The organism is Paracoccus seriniphilus (assembly GCF_028553745.1).
Classification (GTDB): Bacteria; Pseudomonadota; Alphaproteobacteria; order Rhodobacterales; family Rhodobacteraceae; genus Paracoccus; species Paracoccus seriniphilus.
Genome location: NZ_CP067129.1, coordinates 2,492,724 through 2,511,040, shown reverse-complemented (window position 1 = coordinate 2,511,040; position 18,317 = coordinate 2,492,724). Strand labels below are relative to the sequence as shown.

General features: G+C 62.9%; 23 protein-coding genes. 12 read left to right on the top strand and 11 right to left on the bottom strand.

The genetic code is table 11. The features are described 5' to 3' along the window. Positions 1-157: 157 nt before the first annotated feature. Together JHW44_RS12285 and JHW44_RS12280 are read left to right on the top strand one after the other, a co-directional pair. Positions 158-1,312, top strand: a complete 1,155-nt coding sequence (locus tag JHW44_RS12285) for a type III PLP-dependent enzyme (RefSeq protein WP_089342621.1) — start codon at positions 158-160, stop codon at positions 1,310-1,312. A 34-nt stretch (positions 1,313-1,346) separates the two neighbouring features. Beyond that, positions 1,347-2,540 (top strand): DUF2235 domain-containing protein, encoded by a 1,194-nt coding sequence (locus JHW44_RS12280; protein ID WP_245846725.1) that lies wholly within the window; start codon positions 1,347-1,349, stop codon positions 2,538-2,540. On the opposite strand, the gene metF is transcribed toward JHW44_RS12280, so the two are convergent. Next, positions 2,507-3,385, bottom strand: coding sequence for a methylenetetrahydrofolate reductase [NAD(P)H] (metF, locus tag JHW44_RS12275; RefSeq protein WP_089342622.1), 879 nt, complete (start codon positions 3,383-3,385; stop codon positions 2,507-2,509). The two genes, JHW44_RS12280 and metF, sit on opposite strands and share 34 nt — an antisense overlap. A gap of 89 nt (positions 3,386-3,474) precedes the next feature. Between metF and JHW44_RS12270 the strand changes: the two genes are divergently transcribed. From JHW44_RS12270 to JHW44_RS12260, 3 genes are all read left to right on the top strand, one after another. Beyond that, complete coding sequence (locus JHW44_RS12270; RefSeq protein ID WP_089342865.1) at positions 3,475-4,389, top strand: LysR family transcriptional regulator; 915 nt, start codon at positions 3,475-3,477, stop codon at positions 4,387-4,389. Between the two features lie 64 nt (positions 4,390-4,453). Then, positions 4,454-5,245, top strand: coding sequence for an inositol monophosphatase family protein (locus JHW44_RS12265; protein WP_179217601.1), 792 nt, complete (start codon positions 4,454-4,456; stop codon positions 5,243-5,245). A gap of 102 nt (positions 5,246-5,347) precedes the next feature. After that, complete coding sequence (locus JHW44_RS12260; RefSeq protein ID WP_089342624.1) at positions 5,348-6,298, top strand: DMT family transporter; 951 nt, start codon at positions 5,348-5,350, stop codon at positions 6,296-6,298. On the opposite strand, the gene JHW44_RS12255 is transcribed toward JHW44_RS12260, so the two are convergent. Next, on the bottom strand, positions 6,264-8,333 hold the full coding sequence (locus JHW44_RS12255) for a lytic transglycosylase domain-containing protein (RefSeq protein ID WP_089342625.1): 2,070 nt from the start codon (positions 8,331-8,333) through the stop codon (positions 6,264-6,266). The two genes, JHW44_RS12260 and JHW44_RS12255, sit on opposite strands and share 35 nt — an antisense overlap. Positions 8,334-8,443: 110 nt before the next feature. Between JHW44_RS12255 and dapA the strand changes: the two genes are divergently transcribed. Further along, a complete protein-coding gene (gene dapA, locus JHW44_RS12250) occupies positions 8,444-9,319 on the top strand; it encodes a 4-hydroxy-tetrahydrodipicolinate synthase (protein WP_089342626.1) in 876 nt (291 codons plus the stop codon). 98 nt (positions 9,320-9,417) lie between these two features. Here dapA and JHW44_RS12245 read toward each other — a convergent pair whose 3' ends face one another. The 4 genes from JHW44_RS12245 to JHW44_RS12230 all read right to left on the bottom strand — a co-directional run bounded on the left by JHW44_RS12245 (position 9,418) and on the right by JHW44_RS12230 (position 11,787). Next, positions 9,418-9,882, bottom strand: a complete 465-nt coding sequence (locus JHW44_RS12245) for a DoxX family protein (RefSeq protein WP_089342627.1) — start codon at positions 9,880-9,882, stop codon at positions 9,418-9,420. Continuing rightward, positions 9,879-10,601 carry an HvfC/BufC N-terminal domain-containing protein gene (locus JHW44_RS12240; RefSeq protein WP_089342628.1) on the bottom strand — a complete coding sequence of 241 codons (723 nt, stop codon included), beginning with the start codon at positions 10,599-10,601 and terminating at the stop codon, positions 9,879-9,881. Before JHW44_RS12240 ends, JHW44_RS12245 begins: the two co-directional genes overlap by 4 nt. After that, complete coding sequence (bufB, locus tag JHW44_RS12235) at positions 10,585-11,427, bottom strand: MNIO family bufferin maturase (protein ID WP_089342629.1); 843 nt, start codon at positions 11,425-11,427, stop codon at positions 10,585-10,587. The genes JHW44_RS12240 and bufB overlap by 17 nt, the downstream gene beginning before the upstream one ends. A gap of 81 nt (positions 11,428-11,508) precedes the next feature. Next, the gene (locus tag JHW44_RS12230; protein ID WP_089342630.1) at positions 11,509-11,787 is read right to left on the bottom strand and encodes a BufA1 family periplasmic bufferin-type metallophore; all 279 of its coding nucleotides are present in this window, start codon (positions 11,785-11,787) and stop codon (positions 11,509-11,511) included. A gap of 157 nt (positions 11,788-11,944) precedes the next feature. On the opposite strand from JHW44_RS12230, the gene JHW44_RS12225 reads away from it, so the two are divergent. The 4 genes from JHW44_RS12225 to JHW44_RS12210 all read left to right on the top strand — a co-directional run bounded on the left by JHW44_RS12225 (position 11,945) and on the right by JHW44_RS12210 (position 14,103). Next, positions 11,945-12,499: a sigma-70 family RNA polymerase sigma factor gene (locus JHW44_RS12225; RefSeq protein ID WP_089342631.1), complete on the top strand. Its 555-nt coding sequence runs from the start codon at positions 11,945-11,947 to the stop codon at positions 12,497-12,499. Next, entirely contained in the window at positions 12,496-13,131 is a 636-nt protein-coding gene (locus tag JHW44_RS12220) for an NrsF family protein (protein ID WP_089342632.1), read from the top strand. The genes JHW44_RS12225 and JHW44_RS12220 overlap by 4 nt, the downstream gene beginning before the upstream one ends. Before the next feature lie 191 nt (positions 13,132-13,322). After that, on the top strand, positions 13,323-13,496 hold the full coding sequence (locus JHW44_RS12215; protein ID WP_179217602.1) for a hypothetical protein: 174 nt from the start codon (positions 13,323-13,325) through the stop codon (positions 13,494-13,496). Further along, the gene (locus JHW44_RS12210) at positions 13,480-14,103 is read left to right on the top strand and encodes a DUF1638 domain-containing protein (protein WP_089342633.1); all 624 of its coding nucleotides are present in this window, start codon (positions 13,480-13,482) and stop codon (positions 14,101-14,103) included. Before JHW44_RS12215 ends, JHW44_RS12210 begins: the two co-directional genes overlap by 17 nt. On the opposite strand, the gene JHW44_RS12205 is transcribed toward JHW44_RS12210, so the two are convergent. After that, positions 14,076-14,675: an HNH endonuclease gene (locus tag JHW44_RS12205; RefSeq protein WP_089342634.1), complete on the bottom strand. Its 600-nt coding sequence runs from the start codon at positions 14,673-14,675 to the stop codon at positions 14,076-14,078. The genes JHW44_RS12210 and JHW44_RS12205 overlap by 28 nt on opposite strands. 186 nt (positions 14,676-14,861) lie before the next feature. Here JHW44_RS12205 and JHW44_RS12200 point away from each other — a divergent pair, with 186 nt between their 5' ends. After that, the gene (locus JHW44_RS12200; protein WP_089342635.1) at positions 14,862-15,296 is read left to right on the top strand and encodes a VOC family protein; all 435 of its coding nucleotides are present in this window, start codon (positions 14,862-14,864) and stop codon (positions 15,294-15,296) included. A 13-nt stretch (positions 15,297-15,309) separates the two neighbouring features. On the opposite strand, the gene JHW44_RS12195 is transcribed toward JHW44_RS12200, so the two are convergent. The 4 genes from JHW44_RS12195 to JHW44_RS12180 are packed head-to-tail and all read right to left on the bottom strand — an operon-like array spanning position 15,310 to position 17,519. Next, complete coding sequence (locus JHW44_RS12195) at positions 15,310-15,963, bottom strand: alpha/beta hydrolase (protein ID WP_089342636.1); 654 nt, start codon at positions 15,961-15,963, stop codon at positions 15,310-15,312. Continuing rightward, positions 15,960-16,583, bottom strand: a complete 624-nt coding sequence (locus tag JHW44_RS12190) for a DNA-3-methyladenine glycosylase family protein (RefSeq protein WP_089342637.1) — start codon at positions 16,581-16,583, stop codon at positions 15,960-15,962. Before JHW44_RS12190 ends, JHW44_RS12195 begins: the two co-directional genes overlap by 4 nt. 5 nt (positions 16,584-16,588) lie before the next feature. After that, positions 16,589-16,897: a hypothetical protein gene (locus JHW44_RS12185; protein WP_089342638.1), complete on the bottom strand. Its 309-nt coding sequence runs from the start codon at positions 16,895-16,897 to the stop codon at positions 16,589-16,591. Next, positions 16,890-17,519 (bottom strand): GntR family transcriptional regulator, encoded by a 630-nt coding sequence (locus JHW44_RS12180; RefSeq protein ID WP_089342639.1) that lies wholly within the window; start codon positions 17,517-17,519, stop codon positions 16,890-16,892. The genes JHW44_RS12185 and JHW44_RS12180 overlap by 8 nt, the downstream gene beginning before the upstream one ends. A gap of 65 nt (positions 17,520-17,584) precedes the next feature. On the opposite strand from JHW44_RS12180, the gene JHW44_RS12175 reads away from it, so the two are divergent. After that, entirely contained in the window at positions 17,585-18,268 is a 684-nt protein-coding gene (locus JHW44_RS12175) for a pyrimidine 5'-nucleotidase (RefSeq protein ID WP_089342640.1), read from the top strand. The last annotated feature ends 49 nt before the right edge of the window (positions 18,269-18,317 follow it).

Sequence of the window (18,317 nt, the reverse complement as noted above, 5' to 3'; positions counted from 1 at the left end):
GCATGTTTCGTGAAATTGATACATTTTTCGTCATATTAACGGAGCGATGCGGCAAATCTATCCTTTTCATCGGTGAAACCGCGCCACAAAAGCGCCATTCTGTTGTGCAAGCGCCTTGGCCCCGCCCCGGGCCCACAAATCCGCGAAAGGATCCTCTATGGGACAACAAAAGACCGTTTGGGATAATCCGGCCGAACTGATCCGTCAGCTGCAGCCTGAAAATCCTGTTCTGGCCTTTGCGCCGACCGTGCTGCAGGAAAAGGCACGTCGGTTTATTGCCGGTTTTCCGGGGCTGGTCACCTATGCGGTCAAATCCAATCCGGATGAAGCCGTGATACAGAACCTGGTGACGGCCGGGCTGACCGGCTTTGACGTGGCTTCACCCCATGAAATCGACCTCGTTGGCAGGATGGCGCCACGGGCTGCGCGCCATTACCACAATCCGGTGCGTTCCACCGCCGAGATCGCGCAAGCGGTCGATGCCGGGATCACCTCATGGTCGGTGGACAGCCAGAGCGAGTTGGACAAGCTGTTTGCGCAGGTGCCCGTTTCCATCGGTGATCGAAGGGTCGAGATCTCGCCGCGCTTCAAGCTGCCGGTGATGGGGGCGGTCTATGATTTTGGCTCGAAATTCGGGGCGACACCCGAACTGGCGGCAGAACTGTTGGCCAAGGTCGCTGCGCGGGGCTATGTGCCGTCGCTGACCTTTCATCCGGGCACGCAATGTGTCGATCCGATCGCCTGGGAAAGCTATATCAGCGTTGCGCGGGAAATCTGTGATGCCGCGGGTGTGCGGGCAAGGCGGCTGAATGTCGGCGGCGGCTTTCCCTCGCATCGGGTCAGCGGGGTCGAGCCCGACCTGACCTCGATCTTTACCGAGATCGCAGACACCGTGAACGAGGTTTTCGCCGATGAGGCCCCGGCATTGGTATGCGAGCCCGGCCGGGCGCTTTGTGCGGATGCGTTTTCCCTGATCGCACGGGTCAAGGGCGTGCGCGACGGCGGGGATGTCTTTCTGAATGACGGCGTCTATGGCGGGTTGGCCGAACTGCCGATCGTCGGCAATCTTGATCGCATCGATGTGCTGACGCCGCAGGGTATCGCGCGCAGCGGAGAACTGACCGGTCGCGTCGTCTTTGGTCCGACCTGTGATTCGGTAGACCGCCTGCCCGGCGAACTGAGCCTGCCGTCCGACATTGCGGAAGGGGATTATGTCGTCTTCCACGGTGCGGGGGCCTATTCGACCGTGACCAATACGCGCTTCAACGGTTTCGGATTGCTGACAAATGCGACAGTGATGGCTTTCGATTAACCACATCGAAGGAATGGCGTGCTAGCGTCGGGTGATGAATGGGAATCGCCCGACGACATATCACGTGGTGCTGATGGACGGCACATTTGCCTCGCTGGCCGAAGGGCGGCGCAGTTCCATAGGCCGCATTCATTCATTGCTCAGCGGCAAGGAAGGCCTGCCGACCCTGCCTGCCGGGCAGATCCGCCTGTATTATGGCGTCGGCCAGCAATGGAACCGCTGGCAGACCTTGCCGGATCTGGCCATGGGTCGGGTGCTGGAGCGGCGGATTGTCAATGCCTATGGCTGGCTGGCATCACGCTATCGTCCCGGCGACCAGATCTTCCTGATCGGCTATTCACGCGGGGCCTTTGCGGTGCGCAGTCTGGCAGGCATGATCGGCCGCGTCGGCCTGTTGCGGGCCGAGGCCGCGACCGAGCGCAATATCCGGCTGGCCTGGCATTACTATCGCAATGGTGGCTCGGACCGACATCGCGAGATGTTTCGCAATCGCCGTTCGCATCCCGGTGTCACGATCCGCATGGTCGGCTGTTTCGACACCGTCATGGCGCTGGGGCTGCGACTGCCGTTGCTGTGGATGTTGACCGAGCCGCTGTTCCGCTTTCACGACGCCCATCTTGTGCCCGAGGTCGAACATGGGTTTCAGGCGCTGGCGCTGGATGAAACGCGGGCCGCATTTGCGCCGATCCTGTGGGATGACACCAAATGCAAGGGACGTATCCAGCAGATGTGGTTCCGAGGTGTGCATCCCGATGTCGGCGGCCAGTTGAGTGGTCGCGAGTTCGCCCGGCCGCTGGCCAATATTCCGCTGGTCTGGATGCTTGAGCGCGCCGAAGCGGTCGGCCTGCCGCTGCCGCAGAACTGGCGCAATCTGTTCCCCTGTGATCCGGCGGCTCCTTCGGTGGGCAGCTGGCGCGGCTGGGGCAAGGCCTTTCTGGCCCGTGCGCCACGCACCGCAGGACATTATCAATGCGAGGAACTGCATTCCTCGATCGATCCTGACAGCTATGATGGGCCGGCCTTGCTGGTGAACAGGTTTGCCCCGGCAAATGCGCCCAGATCGAGGCGGCCCAGGCGGAGGCCGTCATCGCCACCGCAAGACAAGGGCGTAACCACGCCGCAGGATCAGGGGGCGGTTGTCCCGCGTGACACAGCGTCCGCCGGACCCCCGGCTCCGCCGGGTGGCGGCGAAGCTCAGGCGACGGCTTCCAGTTCGCGGGCGGGGTGAAGACCCAAAGCGGCACAAACGTCGCGGGTCATCTCGGGCCGGTTCAGCGTGTAGAAATGCAGCCGGTCAACACCGCCATCCAGCAATTTGTCGCAAAGCTCGGCGCAGATCGCGGTCGCCAGCAGCTTTTCGCGGTCGCCGCCGTCGCGGATCGCAGCCTCGAATGCCTCTTCCGCCCATTGCGGGATCGAGGTGCCGCAGCTTTGGGCGAATCGTCTGGCGCCCGCCCAACCCTGGATCGGCAGGATGCCGGGAATGATCGGCGCGTCGATGCCCGCCGCGGCGCATCTGTCGCGGAAACGGAAAAAAGTTTCAGCCTCGAAGAAGAACTGCGTGATTGCGCTGCTGGCCCCGGCGTCGATCTTGCGCTTGAGCCAGGTCACATCGGCATCAGTCCCGTTGCTGTCGGGATGGGGCTCGGGATAGGCGCCGACACGGATGGTCATGTCGCCCCGTGCGGCAATCGCCTCGATCAATTCGACGGAATGGGCAAAGCCCTCGGGGTGCGGGATGAAGTGATCCTGACCCTTGGGGGCATCGCCGCGCAGGGCGACGATTTCGCGAATCCCGGCATCGGCGTAATCCTGAACGATCTTCAGTGTTTCTTCGCGCGTGGCCTCGACGCAGGTCAGATGCGCGGCGACATTCAGGCCGTAATGGCGGTTGATCGTCGTCACGGCCTCATGGGTCAGCTGCCGGGTGGTGCCGCCCGCGCCATAGGTCACCGAGACGAAATCCGGGGACAGAGGCGCCAGCGCCCGCACCGTGTCCCACAGCCGGAACGAGGCATCCAGCGTCTTCGGGGGGAAGAACTCGAAGCTGATTTTCGGCGTGGCACGGGACATTGGGTTTCCTTTCAGTTGCCGCCCTTGTGTCATGCTATTGGCTGTGAGACAAATTCATAATCTTCAAGATAAAGTTGAGCCTGTTTCATATGCATCTGGAATTGCGACATCTGCGGACCGTGCGCGCCATTCACGAACAGGGCGGTCTGGCCCGCGCGGCCGAGACGCTGAACATCACGCAATCGGCCCTGTCCCACCAGGTCAAGGCGCTGGAAGAGCAGGCTGGGGTCGAGCTTTTCGTGCGTCGCGCCAAGCCGATGCGCCTGTCCGCGGCGGGAATGCGGCTGCTGCGGCTGGCCGAGCAGGTCCTGCCATTGGTGGCGGCCACCGAGGCTGAATTCAAGGGCGTCGAGGCAGGTCGGGTCGGGCGGCTGCACATTGCGATGGAATGTCACGCCTGTTTTGACTGGTTGTTGCCGGTTCTGGATATCTTTCGTCGCGCATGGCCCGATGTCGATGTCGACATCCGGCAAAGGCTGGCCTTTGGCGCCCTGCCTGCGCTGGCCCGCGAAGAGGTCGATCTGGTCATCTCTTCGGATCCCGAGGATGTACCGGGCGTGACCTATCAGCCGCTATTCGATTACGCGCCCACCCTGGTTGTGCCTGCCGGACATCCGCTGGTCGCCAAGGGATTTGCCGAGCCGCAGGATCTGGCCGGAGAGACCCTGATCACCTATCCGATGGAGCGCGGCCGACTGGATGTGTTCAGCCAGTTCCTGACCCCGGCAGGTGTCGAACCAGCGCATCACCGGCAGGTGGAACTGACCGCCGTGACCCTGATGCTGGTGGCTTCGGGGCGGGGCGTGGCGGTCATGCCCGACTGGGTCTTGCGGCGCGAGGTCGCCAATGACGAGCTGGCGATGTTGCCGCTGGGGCGCGGGGGAATCCTGCGGCGACTGTTCGCTGCGGTGCGCGAAGACGACCTGTCGCAGCCCTATATGGCCCATGTCCTGAGGCTTTCGCGCACCGAGCCCTTGCGAATGCTGCGCGGATCCGTCGCCTGACGCCGCCTTGTGCTTCACATTTGCGCCGCTTCGCCCTATGAGGCACCAACCTTACCCGGAGCATGTGATGGCAAGCGCCAATCTGAACATCATGATCAAGGCCGCCCGCAAGGCCGGGCGCGCCCTTGTCAAAGACTTCCGCGAAGTCGAAAACCTGCAGGTCAGCGTCAAGGGCGCGGGCGATTTCGTCAGCAAGGCCGATCAGGAAGCCGAGCGGATCATCAAGGAAGAACTGCGCGGTGCGCGCCCGACCTATGGCTGGTTGGGCGAGGAAACCGGCGAGGCCGCCGGCGAGGATCCGACCCGGCGCTGGATCGTCGATCCGCTGGACGGCACGACGAACTTTCTGCACGGCCTGCCGCATTGGGCCATCAGCATCGCGCTGGAGCACAAGAAGGAAATCGTCGCGGCGGTCATCTTTGACGCCGCCAAGGACGAGATGTTCGTGGCCGAAAAAGGCTCGGGCGCCTTCATGAACGACCAGCGGATGCGGGTTTCGGGCCGTCGCCAGTTGACCGATTCGCTGTTCGCAACGGGCATTCCCTTCGCCGGACGCGGTCCGCTGCCTGCGGCGCTGAAGGATCTGGCGCGGCTGATGCCGCTGACCTCGGGCGTGCGTCGTCTTGGGGCGGCCTCGCTGGATTTGGCCTATGTCGCCTCGGGGCGCTATGACGGCTATTGGGAACGGGGCAACAAGCCCTGGGACGTTGCCGCCGGTATCCTGATGGTGCGTGAAGCCGGTGGTTTTGTCGAAGGTATCCGCGAAGGAGACGACCCGCTTGAATCCGGACGCATGATCGCCGCGAATCCGCAGGTCTTCGAAGCCTTTTCCAAGGTCATCCGCACCCGGGACTGATCCGCATCCCGCCGCCATCCTTTGCGGCGGGATCTGCCTTCCTGCATGGCTTGACCTTGCGTCCCGATGGGCGCAAGGGCGGGTCCGAGCAAGGAGGTTCCGATGCCTGACAATCGCAGCACCCAGACCTATGCCGCATCAGCGGCCTCGGCGCCGCCGGTGGTGGCCCCGCGCAAGCCGCCGGCCGGGCCTCAGCGCACCGGGTTGGGCATTCTGCTGATTTGCGCCACCTGTCTGATCTTTGCCATACAGGATGGATTCTCGCGCGTGCTTGGCGCGGAATATCCGCCGATCTTCGTGGTGATGCTGCGCTATTGGGCCTTCATGATCTTCGTTCTGGCGCTGGTGTCGCGCCAGCCTGGCGGATTGCGCCGTGCCATGCGGACGACGCGACCAAAGACACAGGTTCTGCGGGGAATCGTGCTGGTCGTCGAAGTAGTCTTCATGGTCGAGGCCTTCGTGCGGCTGGGGCTGGTGGAAACGCATGCCGTCTTTGCCGCCTGTCCGATGCTGGTTGCCGCATTGTCGGGGCCGGTTCTGGGAGAAAAGGTCGGCTGGCGGCGCTGGATGGCCGTGGGTGTCGGCTTTGCCGGGATCCTGATCATCCTGCAGCCGGGGGGCGGTGTCATGCAGATCGAATCGCTCTTGCCCTTTGCGGCGGCGCTGATGTTTGCGCTCTATGGTCTGTTGACGCGCCATGTGTCGCGCGACGATCCGGCCATGGTCAGCTTTTTCTGGACGGCGATGTCGGGTGGCGTGGCCATTACCCTGATCGGCATCTGGGATTGGCAATGGCTGGCGCCGGTTGACTGGATCTGGATGGCGGGGCTGTGCCTCTGCGCCACGGCCGGCCATTACCTGATGATCCGTGCCTATGAGGTCGCCGAGGCATCCGCCCTGCAGCCCTTCGCCTATACCCAGCTTGTCTGGGTGACCATCATCGGGGTGGTGGCCTTTGGCGAGCATCTGCGCCCCAATGTGGTCCTCGGTGCCGTGATCGTTGTCGCAGCGGGCATATTCACTCTGTGGCGGGCACAGGTGAAATCGGCCTGACCCAGCCTTCGGGCAATTGCGGGCCGATCAGCGGCTTGACCGGCGGGCGCGATGACAGCGCCAGCGTCAGGCGCAGGGGCGGCGGCGGCATCAATCCGCCTCCGGTCAGATCCCAGGTCGGCACGATGGGGGCAGGTTTGCCCTGGATGCGGGCGCGATAGATCGGCATCGCCTCGGTGACGCGCATGACATAATTGCGGGTTTCATCAAAGGGAATCAGTTCGACCCAATCCACCGGATCGAAATCGCGGCGCAGATCGCCAAAATCTTTCAACCACCTGGCGGGCCGCCCCGGTCCGGCATTATAGCCCGAAGCGGTCAAGGCGGTCGATGTGCCGAACCTGTCGCGCAACCCTGCCAGATAGGCGCTGCCCAGCCGGGCGTTGTAGGCGGGGTCGGTGGTCAGGCGTTCGGGCTGATAGGGTTCGCCCAATTTGCGGGCCATCTGTTTGGCGGTGCCCGGCATCAACTGCATCAGGCCCTGTGCGCCGACATGGCTGCTGACGGTATGGTTGAATTCCGATTCCTGCCGGGCGATCGACAGGACCAGTTCCGGCGGCAGGCCCAGATCGGCCTTTTCCAGCCCGGTCAGAGGGAAATGCGCGGCGGGATAGATCACGCCCTGATCCGCGGCGCGTTTGGACAGGCGCAGCCCGTGCCATGGCGCGCCGGCCTCGATCATCAGCCGTGCCATGCGGGCGATATCCTCGGGCGCGGCCGTTTCCGACAGATGCAGGAAGAATCGCTGCGCGTCATTCAGGCGGCCCGTCGCCAGCAGCCACAGCCCCGCTTCGAAAACGCTGTTCTCGCTCAGCGTGCTGCCACGCCAGTCGGGGAGGGTGGTTTCCCCGCGACCGGTGATCGCGAATTCCGGCGGCATGACGCCACGCAGCTTTTCCATGGCAAGCTGACCATAATAGACGCCCGGATGGGCGGCGGCCCTGCGCCAGGCTTGCTCGGCGGCCTTGAGATTGCCCTGCGCTTCCAGCGCACGCCCCTGCCAATACAGTGCCCGCGCCGTGCTGATGGCGCTGCCCACCACGGTTTCCAGATGCTCGAAATGGGCCAGAGCGCGATCCGGGGCGGCCTGTTTCAGCGCGGCAAAGCCCGCCAGCCATTCAAGGTCGGAATAATGCCGGTTGTCTTCGGGCAGGAAATGCGCGGCGGCCAGCTGTTCGGCCAGCGCCCAGTCGCCCTGGCGCATGGCAAGCCGGGCGTAATCGACACGCATCTGCGCCCAGATTTCCGGCACGCGCAAGGCCTCGGCACTGGTCGAGGCCTGCAGCATCAGTTCGCGCGCGCCATCATGTTGCCTGGCCCGTACGCGCCAGCTGAAGCGGTCCATGGTCAGGCCGGGATCGGCGCGTTCATCCTCGGACAGGGCCAGAATAAGATCGTCGACACCTGTACGCCGGGCCTGCAGGGCGATTCGCGCCGCAATCAGCGGGCGCTCCGTTTCCGGCAGTTGGGGAAGCAGGCGCTCGGCCTGTTGCCATTCACGCTGATCCAGCATTGCCACGGCGCGCGCTGTCAGCAGAGGCGTCAGCTCGGCCGCATGATCTGCCAGAAAGGCGCTTTCCTCGGTCGCGGTCAGAGGCGTGCTCAGCCAGAATCGCGCGCGCTCGGCCACGGCCTGTTCCGCGCTCAGCGTTGTCAGATAGGCAGTTTCCGCCTGCATCCGTTCGGGCAGTCGGCTGCCGAACCATTCGCGTATATCCGCGGCGGGCAGATCGGGGCGCAGTTTCTGATCGCCTTTCTGACGCAGCAGCGCCAGTCCCGGCCAATCGGGATGGGCACGAACAAAGCCCAGATAATCCTCGATTTTTCCGAAACCCGCCCGCAGCGCCTGCCATCCGACCAGGGTTTCTGCCATCGGGCCGGACCGCCGCGCGGCATCGCGCGCGGTTTTCCAGTCATGAACATCCGCCGCTGACAGCGCCAGTGCCATCGCACCCCTGTCCTCGGCCGCGGCGGGCGTGGCAAGGTGCAATGTGGCCAGAAGGCCAAGGGTGAACATGTCGCGCAGAAGTCGCATCGGGCACCTGTGTGTCTGTCTTGCAGCACATAGGCAATTCACATCCTTGGCAAGACCGTTGGGCGAGGATAGTTAAACGGTCACAACATTGAAACATCGAGGAGCGTGTCATGTTCAAAGGGTCTCTGCCTGCCCTGGTCACGCCGTTCACAGCGGACGGCGATCTGGATCTGGACACGCTGAAGAAGCTGGTCGAATGGCATATCGATCAGGGAAGCCACGGGCTGGTTCCGGTCGGCACGACAGGCGAAAGCCCGACGCTGACGCATGAAGAGCATCGCCAGGTCATCGAAGAGGTCGTGCAACTGGCCGCAGGCCGTGTTCCGGTCATTGCCGGGGCCGGGTCCAATGCGACCCGCGAGGGTATCGGGCTGATCCGCCATGCGCAGGATGTCGGGGCGGATGCGGCGCTGGTCGTCACGCCCTATTACAACAAGCCCACGCAGGCCGGCCTGATCGCCCATTACACGGCGCTGGCCGAGGCGGTGGACCTGCCGATCGTCATCTACAACATCCCGGGCCGCTCGGTCATCGACATGCTGCCCGAGACGATGGGCGTCCTGTCGCGTCTGCCACAGATCGTCGGGGTCAAGGATGCCACCGGCAAACTGGAGCGTGTCAGCCAGCAGCGCATCACCTGCGGCACGGATTTCATCCAGTTGTCGGGCGAGGATGCAACGGCACTGGGCTTCAACGCGCATGGCGGGGTTGGCTGTATCAGCGTGACCGCCAATGTCGCGCCGAAACTCTGCGCCCAGTTCCAGGAGGCGACCCTGCGCGGAGATTACGCCGCTGCGCTGGAAATCCAGGACAAGCTGATGCCGCTGCACAATGCCATTTTCGTCGAACCGGGCGTGGCGGGGGCGAAATATGCCATGTCGCGGCTGGGGCTGTGCAATGAACGCGTGCGCCTGCCGCTGACGCCGCTGACGGATCCGACTCGTCGCCTGATCGATGCGGCGCTGGAACATGCCGGCCTGATCTGATTCTTCGCGACCTCGCGCTGGAGTCCGGGAGCCTTGGCCCCCGGCGAAACCCGACCCTCTCGATGGGGGGCGGGTTTCGCTTTTCCTTTGCCTTGATATCAGTCGCGCGCCCGGTCCAGACCCAGAATCCGATCCAGTGACCAGGCGCCGGGTCCGCGTGACAGCAGCACGAGGAAACAGGCCGCCCACAGCCCATGCGTCTGCCAGGCCGAGGGATAGACGAAGATCTGGATCACCGCCGTCATGCCCAGCAGGGCCAGTGCGGACAGTCGCGTGAACAGGCCCAGCACCAGCAGGACCGGAAAGACATGTTCGGCCGTGGTGGCCAGGCGGGCGGCGATCTCGGGCGGGATCAGGGGCAGGCCATATTCGTGTTCGAACAGATAGAAGGTCGAGGATTTCAGCGTCAGCCCGTCAAGCTTTGTCTGTCCGCTGGTCCAGAATACTGCGGCCGGAAAGATTCGCGCCGCCAGCCCGGCAATCGCATAGGGCAGATGTCCGGCGATTCCGTTCAGCTTGTGCAGCAAGGAGATTCCCCGTGCGGCCATGGATGACGTGGTCATTGGGTGGTCTCCTTCTTGCAGATCAAGCCGTCGCGCAACAGCAGCGTCAGCATGGGAACGGGATCCCTGTCACTTGCGGCAAGACCCAATGTCTTGCCCTGCAACAGCCCCGTGATGAAATCAGCATCCTGCGGCGACAGCCGTTCAACCGGCACGTCAAAATCCGCTTTGCGCCAGATCAGCGCGATTTCTGCGCCACCGGCCCGCAGCCTGCCGTCCTGGCCGCTTTGATTGGCCTGCCAGATGCTGACGACGGGATATGAGGACCGCAGGATCTTAACCGAAGGATGCAGATGCAGGGGCTGGTCGTCCCGCAACTGCTCTGCAGGCAAGGGCAGCAGATCGGCGGCATGATAGGCGCGCCCTCGGGCCCATTCGACGCGGGCGACATCGGGTAGATAGGGCAAGCCGGAAACCGGCGGGAACAGGCCCAGAAAACCGGCAAAATCTCCGCCCCATTCCTGCAGAACGGGGGATCCGGGCGGGTGGGCGGCGATGAATTCTCCGGCCATGGCGTCAAAAAACTCGGCGCCGACCAGGCGACGAATGACTGGAAAACGGCGGGCAAGCGCCTCGCGCAGGCTGTGGGCGACATTGTTGCGATAGACCGCAAATCGCTGTGCGGCCTCATCTGGATCGGTCGCGGTGACGAAATCGGGGATATCGCCACCGGACAGGGCCTGACGGAAAGTTTGGGTAAAATCACTGTGCGGCGGCATGGCGGCTCTGATCTCTGATCATGGTTTCAGCACGCTGTGCCTCGGCCAGCAGAACCTGCCAGTCGGGAACGTCGTTGTCCCATTCGACCAGGCTGGGCAATGTGCCCGCGCGTGACAGCACTTCGCCATAAAGCGCCCAGACCGGATCGGCGACTTCGCTGCCATGCGAGTCAATCAACAACGGCCCCGAGGGCAGCTCTTCCTCGTCATGGCCACCCAGATGGATTTCACCGACGCGATGCAGGGGAAAGGCATTCAGATAGGCCAGCGGGTCCATACGGTGATTGACGCAACTGACAAAAACATTGTTTACATCCAGCAGAAGGCCGCAGCCGGTCCGCTGAGCGATCTGATCCATGAATTCGGTCTCGGGAATCTCGCTCTGTGCGAAAATCACATAGGTCGACGGGTTTTCCAGCAGCAATCGCCGGCCCATGACCTCTTGGACATGATCCACATGATCGCAGATCTGCTGCAATGTCTGCGCCGTATAGGGCAGGGGCAGCAGATCGTTCAGATATTCCGCCCCATGGCTGGACCATGCCAGATGTTCGGAAAAGCTGTCGGGTTCATATCTGTCGCACAGGGCCTTGACCCGTGCCAGATGGGCCTCGTCCAGGCTGGGGCCGCCGATCGACAATCCAACCCCGTGAATCGAGATGGCGTAATCCCGCCGCAGGGCGGTCAGCATTGCATGAGGTGCGCCGCCCTCGCCAAGATAGTTTTCGGCATGAACCTCGAAAAAACCCAATCGAGGCTGTGTGTCGCGGATCGCGGGGAAATGCTGTGCCTTGAAACCAAGGCCGGCGGATCGAGGCAGGGCCATCACTTGTCCTTTCCGAGGGGCGTCACGCAGGGGGAAACGGGAATGGAAATGGGCGGACCAACCGGCCCGCCCAGGTCGAGATCACATTTCGATGGCTTCAAGCGAACCGTTGTGCCCGGCTGGGGTCTCCATGGATTCACAGGTTCCGGCCGGAACCAGTTTCCATGCGTTGCCCTGATAATCCTTGGTCGAAGTGCCGGCACAGGTGGTGCCGGGGCCGGCCGCGCAGTCATTCTCGCCAGCAAGGGCGACACCATAGCATTTTTCCATGGCGCCATCTTTCTTCATGTCGTCCGCATGGGCGGCGACACCGGCAAGGCTGACGGCGGTGGCAATGGCTGCTGCTAGTTTCGGGCTCATCTTCTATCTCCTTTGTTGAAGGGCGGCGGCGCCGTCCTGCAGTGCCATTCGCGCCAAAGGGGGCAGATGTTACAGGCTACACGAATTCGTGATGTGCAGACTTTGAGCGGGCGATGCTGTAACGAATGAAGGTCGCAATGCGTAAGGACGGTCACAGATGAAGAATGGCGGAAAAGCCGGTCAGGATTGGTCGCATCTGATGCGTCTCGCAATTGCGGGCGATCAGCGTGCCTATCAGGAATTGCTGACGGCCATGACGCCGGTCCTGCGCGGGCTGATCAGGGCGCGTGCAGGTGGAATGGACATGAGTTGGTGTGAGGATGTAGTGCAGGAAACCTTGCTGGCGATCCACTTGAAACGGGCGACATGGGACAGCGATCAACCGCTGCGCCCCTGGGTCTATGCCATCGCCCGTCACAAGCTGGTCGATGCATTCCGTCGGCGGGGCCGCTCGGTTCACGTGCCGGTCGAGGATTTCGCCGAGACGCTTCAGGCCGAGCCCGAACCGGACAGCTTCGAGAAGCGCGATGCGGATGTCCTGATTGCCAGGCTGCCCGAGCGAGACAGTGCCTTGCTGCGCTGTCTGGCCGTGGAAGAGCGAGGCAATGAGGAATGCGGCGCGCGGCTGGGCCTGAGTGCCGGTGCCCTGCGGGTCGCCCTGCATCGCGCCTTACAAAGACTTGCCCGTTTGCGGCAGGAGGGTGAATTATGAAAACCGATCAACTGATCGCGATCCTGTCTCAGGATGACACGCCGCCAAGACCGATAGCCCCCCGCGTGATGCTGCGCGCCGGGCTGGCCCTGGCTGTCGTCGGCACTGCCCTGCTTGCGGCGCTGGGGATTCGGCCCGATCTGGGACAGGCGTTGACCAATCCTGTGACGCTGATGAAATGGGTGCTGCCGCTGACTGTCGGGCTTCTGGCAATGCGTGCCTGTATGCGTTTGTCGCGGCCCGAAGTAACGCGGGTTCCGGCACAGACCGTGCTGGCCTTTGTCGGCGGTGCCGCCCTGCTGTGGCTGGTCAGCGCGATGATCTCGGCCAGAGAGGGGAATATGTGGGTGCAGATGCAGGGCAATACGCTTGCCATCTGTCTGACCTCGATCACATTGCTGTCGATGATTCCGATGGCAGTGGGCATGATGGTGCTGAAAGATGGAGCCAGTCCTTCGCCTTTGCGCAGCGGCCTGTTCCTGGGTCTTGCCGTCGGCGGATTCAGCGCCGCGCTTTATGCCCTGCACTGCAATGAGGATGCGCCGCTGTTCTTCCTGTCATGGTATGGGCTGGCGATCCTGATCACCGGCGCGCTTGGGGCACTGATCGGGCGCGTTCAACTGCGCTGGTAGTGCGAATCGCATGATCGCGAGACTGTGAAAACCGGCCTTGCCCTGAGCCAAGGCCGGAAATGCCGTGGAATCGCAGAGAATTTACGTTACGGCACATGCTGGCCGCAGGCTGAATTTTGCCAGCATTCACAAGATGGTCTTTCCAACCGGCCAATGGGCACCCATATTGGTCATAAGGAGGCCTTGTCGTCATGCCGCTAACGCATTTTCTATTGCTGGTTCTTGCTGTCATCGTTGCAGCCGTTCTGACCCTTTGGGTTTCCTTCACGGCAGGCGTGCCCGAGGTGGCGTTGGCATTGGTGGTTCTGACCGCGGCGGCCGTGATCCATCTGGGACATCGCAACAGGCATGACCACGAAGGCTAGCCCTGCGCCGCCTTCCGGCCTGATGCTGGCCTGCGGTGCCTTGGCGCGCGAGTTGATGGCCATTCGCGACATGAACGGCTGGCGGCATCTGGATCTTCATTGTCTGCCCGCCGATCTGCACCTGCGCCCCGAGAAAATCCCCGATGCGGTCGAGGCTGCGGTGCGGCGTTTCCAGCAGAAATATGACAGGATCATTGTCGTCTACGCCGATTGCGGCACTGGCGGCTTGTTGCAGGCGCGTTGCGCGGAACTGGGCGTCGAGATGATCCCCGGCCCGCATTGCTATGCATTTTTCGACGGTATCGCGGCCCATGCCGCCCGCGCCGAACAGGAATTCACATCCTTTTATCTGACCGATTTCCTGGTGCGGCAGTTCGACGCCTTTGTCTGGCGCGCCATGGGGCTGGATCGGCATCCGCAATTGCGGGACATGTATTTCGAGCACTATGAGCGGCTGATCTACCTGGCGCAGACCGATGATCCCGAACTGGATGAACGCGCAAGGGTCGCCGCCGCGCGACTGGGTCTGGCCTATGAAAGGCGCCTGACCGGATATGGCGATCTGCCGGATATTCTGGCTCAGCTGTCCAGTTCGGCGTCCCAGTAAAGGAAATCCATCCAGCTTTCATGCAGGTGGTTGGGCGGAAAGCGCCGGCCGATGGCGTGCATCTCTTCGGGGCTTGGGCGTCGGGGCTTGCGGCGCAGGGTCAGCCCGCAATGGCGCAGGCTGCGATTGGCCTTTTTCAGATTGCAGGGGCTGCAGGCCGCCACGACATTTTCCCAGCTGGTGACGCCGCCACGAGAGCGGGGGACCACATGGTCAAAAGTCAGATCGCCCTTGGCGCCGCAATACTGGCAGCTGAATTCATCCCTCAAGAAAAGATTAAAGCGCGTGAAGGCCACGCGCTTTTGAGGTTTCACATAATCTTTCAGGACGACAACCGAGGGGATCCGGTAGGCCTGCCTTTGACTTCGCACGACCTCGTCATATTCGGCGATGATCGAGACCCGATCCAGAAACACCGCCTTGATCGCCTCTTGCCAGGGCCAAAGCGACAGAGGGTAGTAACTGAGAGGTCGATAATCGGCATTCAGAACAAGTGCCGGGTGATGTCTCAGGCCTGCAGGCTCGCGTACGAACTGCGTTCTGAATTCCGTCTGATGATGCTTGTCCAGCATGCTGCTTTCCCGCTTGCCCCCGTGCGAAATGCCTGAAGGCCCGTCAGATCCATGATTTCGACTATATATCGCGTCGTGCGTCTGACAAGTCCCCGCATGTATTCGATATGGGGATGAAATACCCCTCCGGGATGACAAGCTCGTGACAGATTGCCCTGATCGGGCCCCGATGGCATCATGACGGCCATGACCAAGACGTCGCCGCCAGTTCTGGGAGTGATGGAATCCGCGCTATATGCTGCGGATCTGACGGCTGCGCGTGACTTCTGGCAGGGCGTCATGGGGCTGGAGGCATTTCAAAGCGTCCCGGGACGGCATGTCTTCTTTCGTGTGCAGGACAGGCCGCGCCCGCAGGTCCTGCTGGTCTTTTGCCCCGATGCGACGGAAAAGCCGCCCTCATCCACCGCCCGCCTGCCGGTGCCGCCCCATGGCGCACGCGGGCCGGGGCATTTCTGCATGGCGGTCGCGGCCGATCAGATGGATCGCTGGCGACAACATCTGATCGCCCATGGAATCGCGATCGAGGCGGATTTCCAATGGCCCAATGGTGCCAGATCGCTGTATTTCCGCGATCCGGCGGGGAATTCCATCGAACTGGCCGAGCCGCATCTGTGGAGCTGAATGCCCCTGGCGCCTATTTCCCCAGCCGGTCCTTCAGGAAACCCAGTGCAACGGACAGGCCGTCCGGAGAGATGCCATGGGCGGTGCCCTTCATGACATGGCCATAGACGGTGAAGCCCGCCTGTTCCAATGCCGTGCCCGCAAGCCCCATGTCCTCGAAGGGAACGACGGGATCCTGATCGCCATGCAACAGCAGGACCGGCGGTTTCACCCGCGCTTCGGCCTGCAGGGTCTCGGGGTTCAGCAGGCGCCCGGAAAATCCGATGATCCCGGCCACCGCCTTGTCGCGACGGGGCAGCACATGCAGCGCCATCATCGTGCCCTGCGAGAAACCGATGACGACCATGCGGTCGGGTGTCAGGCCCTCATCAGCCAGTATCTTGTCCAGATAGACGTTCAATGCCTCGATCGAGCGGCCCATGGCGGCGCTGGCCTCGGCCTCGTCAGAGCCGTCGAGCCAGGGGATCGGGAACCATTGATATCCAAAGGGATTGTTCACGCTCTTTTCCGGGGCATCGGGGGCATGGAATGCCGTGCCCGGCAGATGCGGGGCCAAGGGATCGGCCAGCCCCAGAAGATCGGCACCATCCGCACCATAGCCGTGAAGAAAGACCACGACCGCATCGGCCTTTTCTGGACCCTTGCGGGCGGATTTCAGCGTTGTCATCGAATTCCCTCACGTCCTTTTGCCTGCCGGTAATAGGCCCAGAGTCCCCGCGCCGCAACCGCGCGCCATGGGCTCCAGGCCTTGGCCATGTCACGCAATTGCGCCGCCGTCGGGCGCGCCTCAAGCCCGTACATCATGCGCGCGCCCTCTTGCAGGGCCAGGTCGCCGGCGGCCAGCACATCGGCCCGCCCCATCGCGAATTTAAGATAGATCTCGGCGGTCCAGACCCCGATTCCCGGCAGGGCGACCAATTGCTTCTGGGCCTCGTCATCGGGCATCTCGCGCAGCGCCTGCCAATCGGGTTGCGCCTTGGCGATGGCCTGCAGGTAGCGAGCCTTGGGGCGCGACAGGCCGGCGGCACGCAGATCGTCCTCGCTTGCGCTGGCCATGGTCTGCGGATCGGTCAGACCGGCGGCTTCCATCCGGCTCCAGATGGCGGCAGCGGCGGCAATGGAAATCTGCTGGCCGACAATGGCGCTGGCGATGGCTTCGAAACCGTCGCTGCGCCTGCGCAGGGGCAGGGGGCCAAGCTGGGGCAGGACCTGCGCCCAGACCGGGCAGATCGCGCTCAGATAGGCAGCGCCTTCGGCCAGATCCTCGGGTGTTTCGATCAGCCGCATCGGGCTCAGCCGGGGTCCGTCATGCGTGCGGCGCGCCCGCCGCGCCGTCGCGCGGTAGAGCTGTGGGCCTGCGCGCCCTCGATCAGCACCGTGACCATCGGATGGCTCTGATCCTGCGAAGATGCCTTGGGCGCGTAGTGATTCAGAAGAAAGCGGATCGACAGGATCTGGTCCTGACCGTCCGGCAGGGACAGCGCCCAGTCCAGGAAGATCGACCGACATTCCCCGATGCCGATCCCCTCGATGGCAAAGCTCTCGCGGATCAGGTTCTTGGGATCGGCTTCGGCAAGGGTGGTGGGGGCACGTTCAGCCATGATCGTTATTGGCCTCGAGCTTGAGCCGCGTTTCCCATGCCATCGAGATATGCTGGCGCAGGGCGGCATCGGCGGCATCGCCATCCCCTGCGGCAATGGCATCGACGATATTCTTGTGTTCGGACAGCGCCATTTCGCTGCGCCCTTCGGCAGCCAGCGAGGTCTTTGCCATCAGCGCCATGGTCCGGTGAACCAGATCGAGCTGCTGCACCAGATAGCGGTTGTGCGAGGCCAGATGCAGCTGGTGATGGAACCGCCGGTTGGCACGGGCCAGAAATTCGGGATCGCCGATGGCTTTCTGATCCTCGGCCACCATCTGCGCCAGTACGCGCACCTCTTCGGGCGTGGCGTGGCGTGCCGCCAGCCGCGCTGCCAGCGCCTCCAGTTCGGCGCGCACCACGTAAAGTTCGGCCAGCTGGTTGTGATCCAGCGACCCCACGATCAGGCTGCGTCCATCGCGCACCAGCATGGCCTGGGTTTCAAGACGCTGCAACGCCTCGCGCACCGGGGTGCGGGACACGCCAAAACGTTCGGCCAGTTCGGATTCAACCAGCCGGTCTCCGGGCCGATAGGTGCCGGCTTCGATCGCGGCAAGGATCAGGGAATAGGCATCATCTTTCATGGCGACACGATTGGCCGGTCGCGCGCCAATTGCAAGCCAGAGACACGCAGGCTATCGGTAAAGACATGGATTTTTCAAATATCGATGCCTGGATCTTCGATCTGGACAATACGCTCTATCCGCCCGAAATGGCGCTGTTTCCCCAGATCGAGGCCCGCATGACCCGCTATGTGATGCGTCTGCTGCGGGTCGAGCCCCAGGACGCGGACCGGCTGAGAAGGGATTACTGGCGCCAGCACGGCACGACGCTGGCCGGGCTGATGGCGGAACATGCCATTGATCCCGTGGCCTATCTGGACGAGGTGCATGACATCGATTTCACCCCGCTGGTGCCGGCCCCGGAACTGGCGGCGGTCATTTCGGCATTGCCCGGACGCAAATTGATCCACACGAATGGCGATTCGCGCTATGCCCGCAAGGTTCTGGCCGCGCGCGGGCTGGATCTGTTCGAAGAAATCTATGGCGTCGAGGAAACCGGCTTTCATCCCAAGCCTGATGAGCGGGCCTATGCAGCCGTGCTGCGCCAGTCCGGCGTCGATCCCGGGCGCGCCGCCATGTTCGAGGACGACCCGCGCAATCTGATCGTGCCCCATGCGCTGGGGATGCGCACTGTGCTGATAGGTCGCGGCCATAGCGGACCCGATGTAACCGGGGATGGAAATGCCCAGCCAGAGCAGGACCTTGCGCATGTGATGTACCGCAGCGATGATCTCTTCGCCTTTCTGTCAGCGATTGCCCTTGAAGGCTGAAGCAGGCTAAATGGCCGTGGAACGCGCCGACCCACCAAGGATTTCTGTC

Coding starts and splice junctions, on each gene's coding strand:
- JHW44_RS12285 (WP_089342621.1), top strand. CDS start 158: ATGGGACAACAAAAGACCGTTTGGGATAATCCGGCCGAACTGATCCGT.
- JHW44_RS12280 (WP_245846725.1), top strand. CDS start 1,347: ATGAATGGGAATCGCCCGACGACATATCACGTGGTGCTGATGGACGGC.
- metF (WP_089342622.1), bottom strand. CDS start 3,385: ATGTCCCGTGCCACGCCGAAAATCAGCTTCGAGTTCTTCCCCCCGAAG.
- JHW44_RS12270 (WP_089342865.1), top strand. CDS start 3,475: ATGCATCTGGAATTGCGACATCTGCGGACCGTGCGCGCCATTCACGAA.
- JHW44_RS12260 (WP_089342624.1), top strand. CDS start 5,348: ATGCCTGACAATCGCAGCACCCAGACCTATGCCGCATCAGCGGCCTCG.
- JHW44_RS12255 (WP_089342625.1), bottom strand. CDS start 8,333: ATGCGACTTCTGCGCGACATGTTCACCCTTGGCCTTCTGGCCACATTG.
- dapA (WP_089342626.1), top strand. CDS start 8,444: ATGTTCAAAGGGTCTCTGCCTGCCCTGGTCACGCCGTTCACAGCGGAC.
- JHW44_RS12245 (WP_089342627.1), bottom strand. CDS start 9,882: ATGACCACGTCATCCATGGCCGCACGGGGAATCTCCTTGCTGCACAAG.
- JHW44_RS12240 (WP_089342628.1), bottom strand. CDS start 10,601: ATGCCGCCGCACAGTGATTTTACCCAAACTTTCCGTCAGGCCCTGTCC.
- bufB (WP_089342629.1), bottom strand. CDS start 11,427: ATGGCCCTGCCTCGATCCGCCGGCCTTGGTTTCAAGGCACAGCATTTC.
- JHW44_RS12230 (WP_089342630.1), bottom strand. CDS start 11,787: ATGAGCCCGAAACTAGCAGCAGCCATTGCCACCGCCGTCAGCCTTGCC.
- JHW44_RS12225 (WP_089342631.1), top strand. CDS start 11,945: ATGAAGAATGGCGGAAAAGCCGGTCAGGATTGGTCGCATCTGATGCGT.
- JHW44_RS12220 (WP_089342632.1), top strand. CDS start 12,496: ATGAAAACCGATCAACTGATCGCGATCCTGTCTCAGGATGACACGCCG.
- JHW44_RS12215 (WP_179217602.1), top strand. CDS start 13,323: ATGCCGCTAACGCATTTTCTATTGCTGGTTCTTGCTGTCATCGTTGCA.
- JHW44_RS12210 (WP_089342633.1), top strand. CDS start 13,480: ATGACCACGAAGGCTAGCCCTGCGCCGCCTTCCGGCCTGATGCTGGCC.
- JHW44_RS12205 (WP_089342634.1), bottom strand. CDS start 14,675: ATGCTGGACAAGCATCATCAGACGGAATTCAGAACGCAGTTCGTACGC.
- JHW44_RS12200 (WP_089342635.1), top strand. CDS start 14,862: ATGACCAAGACGTCGCCGCCAGTTCTGGGAGTGATGGAATCCGCGCTA.
- JHW44_RS12195 (WP_089342636.1), bottom strand. CDS start 15,963: ATGACAACGCTGAAATCCGCCCGCAAGGGTCCAGAAAAGGCCGATGCG.
- JHW44_RS12190 (WP_089342637.1), bottom strand. CDS start 16,583: ATGCGGCTGATCGAAACACCCGAGGATCTGGCCGAAGGCGCTGCCTAT.
- JHW44_RS12185 (WP_089342638.1), bottom strand. CDS start 16,897: ATGGCTGAACGTGCCCCCACCACCCTTGCCGAAGCCGATCCCAAGAAC.
- JHW44_RS12180 (WP_089342639.1), bottom strand. CDS start 17,519: ATGAAAGATGATGCCTATTCCCTGATCCTTGCCGCGATCGAAGCCGGC.
- JHW44_RS12175 (WP_089342640.1), top strand. CDS start 17,585: ATGGATTTTTCAAATATCGATGCCTGGATCTTCGATCTGGACAATACG.